Source organism: Tepidiphilus olei, assembly GCF_006980705.1.
GTDB classification, from domain to species: Bacteria; Pseudomonadota; Gammaproteobacteria; order Burkholderiales; family Rhodocyclaceae; genus Tepidiphilus; species Tepidiphilus olei.
Window position 1 is genome coordinate 334,334 of record NZ_SBHO01000002.1, and the last position, 10,055, is coordinate 344,388.

Annotated in this window: 7 protein-coding genes; 4 read left to right on the forward strand and 3 right to left on the reverse strand. The window is 66.6% G+C overall.

Annotation, left to right across the window (positions count from 1 at the left end; genetic code table 11):
- Position 1: 1 nt before the first annotated feature.
- On the forward strand, positions 2 to 925 hold the full coding sequence (gene pstA, locus EPD80_RS04735) for a phosphate ABC transporter permease PstA (protein ID WP_142804070.1): 924 nt from the start codon (positions 2 to 4) through the stop codon (positions 923 to 925).
- A gap of 67 nt (positions 926 to 992) precedes the next feature.
- Positions 993 to 1,763, forward strand: a complete 771-nt coding sequence (gene pstB, locus EPD80_RS04740) for a phosphate ABC transporter ATP-binding protein PstB (RefSeq protein ID WP_142804276.1) — start codon at positions 993 to 995, stop codon at positions 1,761 to 1,763.
- Here pstB and EPD80_RS04745 read toward each other — a convergent pair whose 3' ends face one another.
- Positions 1,764 to 2,330: a TMEM165/GDT1 family protein gene (locus EPD80_RS04745; protein ID WP_142809822.1), complete on the reverse strand. Its 567-nt coding sequence runs from the start codon at positions 2,328 to 2,330 to the stop codon at positions 1,764 to 1,766.
- A gap of 101 nt (positions 2,331 to 2,431) precedes the next feature.
- Between EPD80_RS04745 and uvrA the strand changes: the two genes are divergently transcribed.
- Entirely contained in the window at positions 2,432 to 7,930 is a 5,499-nt protein-coding gene (gene uvrA, locus EPD80_RS04750; RefSeq protein ID WP_142809889.1) for an excinuclease ABC subunit UvrA, read from the forward strand.
- Between the two features lie 33 nt (positions 7,931 to 7,963).
- Entirely contained in the window at positions 7,964 to 8,680 is a 717-nt protein-coding gene (locus EPD80_RS04755) for a cytochrome b/b6 domain-containing protein (protein WP_142809824.1), read from the forward strand.
- A gap of 4 nt (positions 8,681 to 8,684) precedes the next feature.
- Here the strand turns inward: EPD80_RS04755 and EPD80_RS04760 are convergent, their stop codons facing one another.
- Together EPD80_RS04760 and EPD80_RS04765 are read right to left on the reverse strand one after the other, a co-directional pair.
- Positions 8,685 to 9,158 (reverse strand): c-type cytochrome, encoded by a 474-nt coding sequence (locus tag EPD80_RS04760; protein WP_142809826.1) that lies wholly within the window; start codon positions 9,156 to 9,158, stop codon positions 8,685 to 8,687.
- Between the two features lie 74 nt (positions 9,159 to 9,232).
- The gene (locus EPD80_RS04765) at positions 9,233 to 9,814 is read right to left on the reverse strand and encodes a CZB domain-containing protein (protein WP_142809828.1); all 582 of its coding nucleotides are present in this window, start codon (positions 9,812 to 9,814) and stop codon (positions 9,233 to 9,235) included.
- Between the last annotated feature and the right edge of the window lie 241 nt (positions 9,815 to 10,055).

The following is a 10,055-nucleotide window of genomic DNA, read 5'->3' on the forward strand; positions in this document are numbered from 1 at the left end:
GATGGCGGAGACACAGGGTCCTCGGTTGCGAACGATCATCGCCCGAAACCATCGCTGGGATTTGATCATCGGCACCATCGGCTTGCTGGCCACGACCGTGGGGGTGCTCGTCCTCATGCTCCTCTTCGTCGATCTGGTGATCGACGGCTGGCAGCGGCTCACCCCCGATTTCTTCCTGAATTTCCCGTCGCGGCGGCCCGAGGAAGCGGGTATTCTCTCGGCCTGGGTCGGGTCGGCCCTGGTGATGGTCGTGACCGCGTTCACCGCTGTGCCGCTCGGGGTGGCCGCGGCCATCTATCTGGAAGAATACGCGCCGAAAAACTGGATCACGGAGCTCATCGAAATCAACGTGACCAATCTCGCGGCGGTGCCTTCCATCATCTACGGCTTGCTTGCCCTGGGGCTTTTCGTCTATATCCTCGGTTTAGGGCATAGCATCCTCACGGCCGGCCTCACCCTCGGGCTCATGATCCTGCCCATCGTCATCGTGGCCACCCGCGAGGCGCTGCGCGCCATTCCCGTGGCCATCCGCGAGGCGGCTTATGCCTTGGGGGCGACGCGCTGGCAAGTGGTGAGCGATCACCTCGTCCCCTACGCTTCGGGTGGCATCTACACCGGGGTGATCATCGGCCTGTCGCGCGCCATCGGTGAGACGGCGCCCGTCATCACCATCGGCGCGCTCACTTTCATCGCTTTCCTGCCACCGATTCCGTTCACCGGCGATCCCCCTGCGGGTCCCTTCGATTGGCTCTTTTCGCCTTTCACCGTGCTGCCCATCCAGATGTTCAACTGGCTGTCGCGTCCGCAGACCGCGTTTCACGTCAATGCAGCGGCCACCGGCATCGTCATCATCGTGGCAACCCTATTGATGAACGGCATTGCCATCTGGCTGCGCAGCCGTATCCGCAGCAAGCTGAAATGGTGAACGACCTCAATTTCTCGACGGAATCGACCGTATGAACCAACCAAAAACCCTGGACGACAACGCTGCGATGGTCACCGAGACGCTCAAGGCCGAGACGCGTAAGTTCAATTTTTTCTATGGCGACAACCAGGCCCTGAAAAACGTCGACCTGCCGGTGGCCGAACGTCGGGTCACCGCCTTGATCGGGCCGTCCGGCTGCGGCAAATCGACCTTGTTGCGCAGTTTCAACCGCATGCACGATCTCTATCCCGGTAACCGCTACGAAGGCGAGATCCGTCTCTATCCCGACGACGTCAACCTCGTCTCGCCCGAAGTCGACCCCATCGAGATCCGCATGCGCATCTCGATGGTGTTCCAGAAACCCAACCCCTTCCCCAAGACGATTTTCGAGAACGTCGCCTACGGCCTGATGGTGCGTGGCGAGAAACGCCGCTCGGTGCTGGAGGAGAAAGTCGAAGAAGCCTTGCGCGGGGCGGCGCTGTGGGAAGAGGTCAAGGATCGGCTCGACGATCTGGCCTTCAACCTCTCGGGCGGCCAGCAGCAGCGCCTGTGCATCGCCCGGGCGCTCGCTTCGGACCCGGAAATCATTCTCTTCGACGAGCCCACTTCGGCGCTCGACCCCATCGCCACGGCGAGCATCGAGGAGCTCATCGCCGAGATCAAGGAAAAAGTGACCATTCTCATCGTCACCCACAACATGCAGCAGGCGGCGCGAATCTCGGACTATACGGCTTTCATGTACCTGGGTGAGCTCGTCGAGTTCGGTCGCACCGACGAGCTCTTCGTGCGCCCGCGCAAGAAACAGACCGAGGACTACATCACCGGGCGCTTCGGCTGATCACCACCACCAGGCCGCGATGCCGAGCAGGACGAAGGCGAGCGCCGCGACCAGGTGGATCGTCTTGGCCGGCAGCCGGCGCGTGATCCGCTCGCCGAACCACACCACCGGGGCGTTGGCGAGCATCATGCCGACGGTGGTTCCGGTCACCACCGCCGCCCAGGGCGAATAGTGCGCGGCGAGCGCCACGGTGGCGATCTGCGTCTTGTCCCCCATCTCGGCAAGGAAGAACGCGGAAGACACGATCGTGAAGATGCGGGTGAGCGTTGCCGCCGGCCGCGTCTTCGTCTCGTCTTCGTCGATCGTATCCGGTACCAGCATCCACAACCCCAGCGCGACGAAGGAAAGGGCGGTGACCATGCGCAGCACGTCCGGCCCGAGCCACTGCGTCACCGCCGCGCCCAGCGCCGCGGCGCCGGCGTGATTGACGAGGGTGGCAAAGAAAATCGCCGCGCAGATCGTCCACGGCGCACGATAGCGCCCGGCGAGCACGAGCGAGAGGAGCTGGGTCTTGTCGCCGACTTCGGCGAGCGCGACGAGCCCGGTGGCGGTGAGGAAGGCTTCCATGGGAGCGCGGCGAAAGGTGGCGCGAATCGCATTATAGCGGCGTACTTGCTATGATCGCAGGAATCGCCGACGGGTTCGTCGGCCGCAACGCACGGGGACCCATGCACGAAAACGAGGGAAGATCCACTGCCTCCTGTATCCGCATCCGCGGCGCGCGCCAGCACAATCTGCAAGGACTCGACGTCGACCTGCCCACGGGGCGGTTCATTGCCGTAACGGGTGTTTCGGGCGCGGGGAAATCCTCGCTCGTGATCGAGACGCTCTACGCCGAGGGGCAGCGCCGCTACGTCGAAACCTTTTCGCCCTATGCGCGCCAGTTCTTCGAGCGCCTGGACGCACCCGAGGTCGACGAGGTCGAGGGGGTACTGCCGGCGATCGCCATCGAAGGCGGCACCAGCGTGCGCACTTCGCGCTCGACGGTGGGTACGCTCACCGAGATCGCCGATCACGCCAAATGGCTCTACGCCCGCGCCGCGCGCCTCTTCTGCCCCGGCTGCGGCGAGGAGATCGTACCGCACACGCCGGAGACGGTGGCCGCCGACCTGAGGCGGCGTCATCCTGCCCAGACGCGGCTCGCCGTGCTCTTCCCCGTGCCGGTGCCCGAACGCCTGCCCGCCGAGACGGTGCGCGCCGGGCTCGCCGCCCAAGGCTACGCGCGCGTCGTCGCCCGCACGCCCGCAGGGGACGGACGTTGGTGGTGGTGGGTGGTGCAGGATCGATTTCGCCTCGACTCGGTCGAGGAACGGCGTTTGCTCGAAGCGCTGGAAACGGCTTTCGCCCAGGGACAGGGGCGCCTGGCGGTGGCCGACTGGGACGAACTGCGAAATCGGCTGGGTGAGCCGGCGGAGACGGGTGAGCCCCTCTTTTGCGAGCGGATTCCCGCACGGGAATACCGCCGCGAGCGCTACTGCGGGGCTTGCGATCGGACTTTTTTCGACCCCTCGCCGGGTCTCTTCTCCTTCAATTCGCCGGTGGGCGCCTGTCCGACCTGCCGTGGTTTCGGGCGGGTGATCGGCATCGATTGGGACAAGGTGATCCCGGACCCGTCGCTTTCCCTGCGCCGAGGGGCGATCCGTCCCTGGCAGGGAGGATTCTCGGCGCAATGCCAGCAGGAACTGGAGATGCTCGCTCCGGCCGCCGGCGTGCGTCTGGACGTGCCCTGGCGCGAATTGAGCGAGGCGGAGCGGCGCTGGGTGCTCGAAGGCGACCCCGACTGGATCGATTGGGAGACGAGCTGGCCGCAGCATTGGTACGGCGTGCGCCGCTACTTCGAGTGGCTCGAATCCAAGTCCTACAAGATGCACGTGCGGGTGCTGCTGTCGCGCTACCGCAGCTACACCGTCTGCCCCGACTGCCACGGCGCGCGCCTCAAACCGGAAGCGCTCGCCTGGCGTTTGATCGCCGCCGACGAGGCACCGCCACCCGGACGCCTTCCCGGCCACGACCTGCCCGAACTCTTCGCCCTGCCGGTCGAGGAGGCGGCCGCCTTCGTGCGCCGCTGCGCGGCCGGCATCCAAGGCAAGACCCTGCGGCAGGTGTTCGAGGAAATCGAGACCCGCCTGAGCTATCTGTGCGAAGTGGGCCTGGGGTACCTCACCCTCGATCGCGCCTCGCGCACCCTCTCGGGTGGGGAATTGCAGCGCATCCATTTGACGACGGCGCTCGGCACTTCGCTGGTGGAGACGCTCTTCGTGCTGGAAGAGCCGACCGCCGGACTGCACGCCCGCGACGTGGCGCGGCTCATCGGCGCGATCCGCCGGCTGGTGGATCTGGGCAACACGGTGGTGGTGATCGAGCACGACCCACAGGTGATCGCCGCGGCCGATTGGGTGATCGACCTCGGGCCGGGTGCCGGGGCCCAAGGGGGGCGCCTGGTGGCCGAAGGTCCGCCCGCCGCCGTCGCCGCGCATCCGGCCTCTCTCACCGGCGCCTATCTCGGCGGTCGCTTGCGGGTGCAGGCGGAGCGAACCCCGCGCGAGGTGGGCGAAAGTCCTTGGCTGCGACTCTACGGGGCGCGCGAGCACAACCTGAAAAGCATCGACCTGGCGCTGCCCCTCTCGGGGTTGACGGTGATCGCCGGGGTCTCCGGTTCGGGCAAATCCACCTTGGTCGAAAACGTGCTCGTACCGGCGCTCGCCCGGGCGCTCGGGCGCGAGGCCGAGGCCCCGGGACCGTACGATGCGCTCGAAGGAGCGCAGGCGCTCGCCGATCTCGTCTGGGTCGACCAGACGCCGCTCGCCAAGAGCGCGCGCTCCATGCCGGTGACGGTGACCGGTGCCTGGGACGAGCTGCGCCGCGCCTTCGCCGCCCAGCCCGAAGCCGCCGCCCACGGCTTCACCGCCGGCAGCTTCAGCTTCAACGCGGGCGAGGGGCGCTGTCCCGCCTGCGGCGGTTCGGGGTTCGAACACGTCGAGATGCAGTTCCTTGCCGACGTCTACCTGCGCTGCCCGGTGTGCGACGGCCGGCGCTTCCGGGACGAGGTCTTGCGCGTGCGGCTCGCCGGCAAGAACGCCGCCGAATGGCTGGGGCTCACGGTGGACGAGGCGCTGGCGCTGCTTTCCCGCTCGCCCGGGGCCAAGGCGGCCATGGTGCGCCTGCAGCCGCTCGTCGCGCTCGGGCTAGGCTATCTGCGGCTGGGGCAGCCCACGCCGACGCTCTCCGGTGGCGAAGCCCAGCGCCTCAAGCTCGCCGCGCGGCTCGCCGAACGTCGCCGCGGCGGCAAGACGCTCTACGTGCTCGACGAACCCACCACGGGGCTGCACCAACACGAGGTGGCGCGACTGCTGCGCGTGCTCGAGGAACTGGTCGAACAGGGCGAGGCAGTGGTGGTGGTCGAACATCACCTTGACGTGATCGCCGCCGCGGATTGGGTGATCGAACTGGGCCCCGAAGGAGGGGAAAAAGGCGGTCGCATCGTCTTCGAAGGCCCCCCGCCCCGGCTCGCCACGGCCGAGACCGCCACCGGCCGGGCTTTGCGCGAGCGCACTGGCGTCTTCATCGCCCCGCCCCTGCCCCTTGCCGCCGAGCCGACCCCTTTGTACGGTCCCGCGCCACCGCGCGCGATCGAGATCTTCGATGCGCACGAACACAACCTCAAACACCTCGACGTGACGATCGCGCGAGAGCGGCTCACCGTGGTCACGGGTGTGTCCGGTTCGGGCAAATCCACGCTCGCCTTCGACATCGTCTTCGCCGAAGGGCAGCGGCGCTATCTCACCGCGCTCGATGCCTACGCGCGCCAGTTCGTGCAGCCGCCCCCACCCCCCGCGGTGGGTCGCATCCAAGGGTTGTCGCCCACCGTGGCCATCGAACAGCGTACCAGCCGCGGCGGCTACAAGAGCACGGTGGGCACGCTCACCGAGATCGCCCCTTTTCTGCGGCTCCTCTATGCCCGCCTCGGCACGCCCCATTGCCCTTCCTGTGACGTGCCGCTCGAGTCGCTCGCCGCCGGATCCTTGGCACAGCGCTTGGCGCACCTGCCCCCGCCGCTTTCCCTCTACGCGCCCCTCGTACGGCGCCGCAAGGGGATCTATAAAGAATTGGCTGCCTGGGCGGCACGACGGGGCGTGACGACACTGCTCGTCGACGGCGAGGAAGTGCCCACCGATCCCTGGCCCAAGCTCGACCGCTACCGCGAACACGACATCGACCTGCCGATCGCCCGGCTCGAATCCGCCGATGGGGACGCCTTACAGCGGGCCGTGCAGCAGGCGCTGGAAGCGGGTGAAGGCGTGAAAGTGCGCGACGGGCAGGGGCATTGGCACCTCTTCGCCGGCGCCCACGTCTGCCCCTCTTGCGGCCAGGGCGCTCCGCCCCTCGATCCACGCCTCTTCTCGCAGCATTCGCCCTTGGGGTGGTGCCCGGCTTGCCTCGGCACCGGCCGGAAACTCCTGGGCGAAAGCGCGACGCTGCGCGATGGCCGGCCGCTGTCCTTGGATGCGGAGTGCGAGGTCGAGGGCCGTCTCGTCACAGCGCAGACTTGTCCCGAGTGCGGCGGCAGCCGGCTCAACGCCTACGCCCGCGCCGTGCGGCTACAGGGGACGAGCCTGCCGGAGCTGTCGCGCCTGCCGCTCGCGCGCCTGGCGCCGTGGTTCGATACGGCCGTCGCGCAGTGGGACGAACGCAGCCGGCGCATCGCCGCCGAAGTCTTGCCGCAGATCGCGCAGCGCCTCGCCTTCCTGTGCGAAGCAGGGCTGGGTTACCTCACGCTCGAGCGTGCCGCGCCCACGCTCTCGGGGGGCGAAGCGCAGCGCATCCGGCTCGCCGCCCAACTCGGCTCGACCCTGCGCGGCGTGTGCTACGTGCTCGACGAACCCACCATCGGTTTGCACCCGCGCGACGACGAACGCCTCATCGCCATGCTGCGCCGACTGCAGCGCCGCGGCAATACCGTGCTGGTGGTCGAACACGACGAGGCGATGATCCGCAGCGCCGACGAGGTGATCGACCTCGGCCCCGGCGCGGGCGAACACGGCGGTGAAGTAGTGGCTCGAGGGCCGCTGCCGGTCATTCTCGCCTCGCCGCGTTCGCTCACCGGCAAGATGCTGCGCACGCCCATCGCGCACCGGCTCGCACTGCCGCGACCCGTCGCCGACGACACGGCGAGCCTGTGGGTGCGCGGGGCACGCCGCCACAACCTGCAGGGCATCGATGTGCGTCTGCCGCTCGCACGCCTCATCGTGGTCACCGGCGTGTCCGGTTCGGGCAAATCGACCCTGGTGCGCGAGGTGCTCGCCGAGAGCCTGCGTCAGGGCCGACCCATCGGCTGCGAGCGCCTCGAAGGCGGCGAAGCGCTCACGCGGCTGCTCGAAGTCGACCAGACCCCCATCGGCAAGACCCCTCGCTCCTGCCCGGCCACCTACCTCAAGGTGTTCGATCCCATCCGTCGGCTGTTCGCCGAGACGCAGGATGCGCGGACCCGCGGCTGGGCCCCGGCGTGGTTCTCCTTCAATACCGGCGAGGGCCGCTGCCCGGTGTGCGAGGGGCAGGGCATGATCACGGTGGAGATGGCCTTCCTGCCCGACGTGCGCGAACCGTGCGAGGCCTGTGGCGGCAGCCGCTACCGCGCCGAGACCCTGCAGGTGCGCTGGCGCGGGATGAGCATCGCCGACGTGCTGGCGATGACGGTGGCACAGGCGGCGGAATTCTTCGCCGCCCATCCCGCGATCGCGCGGCCGCTGCGCTGGATGGAAGAAGTCGGCCTGGGCTATTTGCGCCTGGGGCAGCCCAGCCCGACCCTCTCCGGCGGGGAGGCGCAGCGGCTCAAGCTGGTCGCCGAGCTCTCCCGACCGGCGAACACTCCCACCCTCTATCTGCTCGACGAACCCACCGTAGGGCTGCACCTCGCCGACATCGAGAAACTGCTGCACGTGTTGCACCGCCTGGTGGAGAACGGCCACACGGTGGTGGTCATCGAACACGACCCGGACGTGTGGCTCGAAGCCGATTGGCTCATCGACCTCGGCCCCGGTGGCGGGGACGAAGGCGGTCGACTGGTTCACCAGGGAACCGTGGAATCCCTGCGACGGCGGGCAAGCGGGGCGACGTGCGAGGCACTCGAGAGAGTGCTTTCCCGCCGCAAAGATGCTTTACTGAAGTGAACGAGCGTATTCCGTGCAAGTGAGGAGAAGACGATGGCACATGAAAACCGCGACATCCCCGTCTGGGATCCGGCGCTGCGGCTCTTTCACTGGTCCCTGGTCGCCTGCGTGGTCGGCGCGGTCGTCTCGGTCAAGATCGGCGGCAACGCCATGCGCTGGCACCAGGGCTTCGGGCTGGCGGTATTAGGGCTCATCGTCTGGCGGCTGCAGTGGGGCTTCGTCGGGCCGCAGACGGCGCGTTTCTGCGCCTTCGTGCGCGGACCCCGCGAGATCCTCGCCTATGTGCGCGGGCAATGGCATGGCGTGGGGCACAATCCCCTGGGGGCGCTCTCGGTGCTGGCGCTCCTCGGACTCTTCGGCCTGCAGGCGCTCTTGGGGCTTTTCACCTACGACGAGATCGCCTTTCGCGGACCTCTGGCGACACTGGTCGATTCCGATTGGCAGATCCGCCTCACGCACTGGCACCGGACGCTCGAACCGCTCCTCTGGCTGATCGTGCTGCTGCACGTGGGCGCCATCGTCTTCTATGCCGTGGTGAAGAAGGAGGACCTGGTGCGCCCCATGATCACCGGCTATCGTCCCTTGCCGGAAGGGCTGGCGGAGGTACCCCGAGTGCAATGGGGCAACGTGAGCTACCTGCTGCGCCTCGCGCTCACCGTGGCGGTGGCGCTCGCCGTGGTGTACCTGGCGAGCGGCGCCTGGATCCCGGCGCCCGCGCCCGTGGCGCCGACGCCGGGGATGGATTGGTGAAGATTCAATCCTTCATGCGGAACTTGTCGTGGCAGGCCTTGCAGGCTTTGCCCACTTCGCCGAATTGCTGGGCGATTTCGGCTTTGTCGCCCATCGCGGCGATTTCGGCGAGCTTGTTTGCCTGTTCGGTGAAATTGATCGCGATCTCACGCACTTGGTCGGGTTGCTCGAAGAATTCCTTTTTCAGTCGGCTCTTGTGGAAACCGACGACGCCCACCGTGTCGGGGCTGTAGAGCGCGCCCATGCCTGAATTGGCGGCCGCGGCGATGGCGTTGGCCGCTGCCGCCACCTGGGCCTGATCGAAGGGGGCGCTGCCGTCGACCACCTGCGCCTTGATCTTCTCCATGTTCCAGGCCATGAACGTGTAGGCGGCCTGGCGGAACTTCACTTTGTCTTCCGGTTTTAGGGCCTGAGCGGCGGCAGCGCCGGCAAGCCCCATGGCGGTGGCGAAGAGCAGGATCTTGGGCAGTTTCTTCATGGGTCTTCTCCTTACACAGAGGGATATCGTTTTAGTATAGACGATGTTCCTGAGAATGGTGAGGAAAAGCCCTTTCATGCCGCGCTCGCCCGGCTCGCCCTTCGGCTCGGTGAACCCTTGGTAGCCTTGGAAGGGGCGGAGAGGGATTCACCATATTTCTGCTGCACCATCTCGCCGATGAGGCGGATGACCTCCTGGCTGGCGGTTTCGGCAGTGCGCATATTCGTAACGATGGAATCCAAGATGGCGGCATCACGCAGCCAGTTCTTTTTCGCTTGTTCGATGGCGGCATGTATGCCGGCGTGGACGCGTCGATGAGGTTCTTCCAGGGCGCGATAAGCGGGGGTGCTGGAGAAGTGTTCCTTACCATAACCCTCATAATACCATTTGCCCAGGCGACACTGCGTGTGATCTGAGCCGACTGCCTGGGCTTCTTCTCCTTGGCCGCTTCGTTCGGCTGCTACGTAACCGCGCTGCATGTAGATGATGTGATCGAGTTTCACCAAGGAGGTGAAAGCCAAATCCTTGGCGCGTTCGACCGCTACGATCATCGCCTCTGCCGAACGTGCCACCGCTTCGAAGCGGTTCTCGAACCCCTCGACTTCGTCGCTGACGGTTTGGGCTTGCTCACTCATCGCGCGGGTCTGTTGCACCATCGCGCCTACCCTGTGATGATTTCGTCGGGCGCAAAATGGACCTCTACGCTCGTCGGCGTGATCTTGGGCTTCATCGTGGCCTCCTTTCGATGTGTGAATCTTAAGAAAACATTATCGGCTCATTAACGTGAAAGACCCCTCATCCAGGACGAGCAAGGGCCTGACTCTCGCGAGCCATTGAAATTCAAGACAGACCGCTCAGGCGCTGGCGGGGATGAAGCCGTAGCGCGTGAGCGCCTTG

Excerpts from the sequence above, each read along its gene's own strand:
- EPD80_RS04765 (WP_142809828.1), bottom strand. The coding sequence starts at position 9,814 with ATGGTGCAACAGACCCGCGCGATGAGTGAGCAAGCCCAAACCGTCAGC.
- EPD80_RS04755 (WP_142809824.1), top strand. The coding sequence starts at position 7,964 with ATGGCACATGAAAACCGCGACATCCCCGTCTGGGATCCGGCGCTGCGG.
- uvrA (WP_142809889.1), top strand. The coding sequence starts at position 2,432 with ATGCACGAAAACGAGGGAAGATCCACTGCCTCCTGTATCCGCATCCGC.
- pstA (WP_142804070.1), top strand. The coding sequence starts at position 2 with ATGGCGGAGACACAGGGTCCTCGGTTGCGAACGATCATCGCCCGAAAC.
- pstB (WP_142804276.1), top strand. The coding sequence starts at position 993 with ATGGTCACCGAGACGCTCAAGGCCGAGACGCGTAAGTTCAATTTTTTC.
- EPD80_RS04745 (WP_142809822.1), bottom strand. The coding sequence starts at position 2,330 with ATGGAAGCCTTCCTCACCGCCACCGGGCTCGTCGCGCTCGCCGAAGTC.
- EPD80_RS04760 (WP_142809826.1), bottom strand. The coding sequence starts at position 9,158 with ATGAAGAAACTGCCCAAGATCCTGCTCTTCGCCACCGCCATGGGGCTT.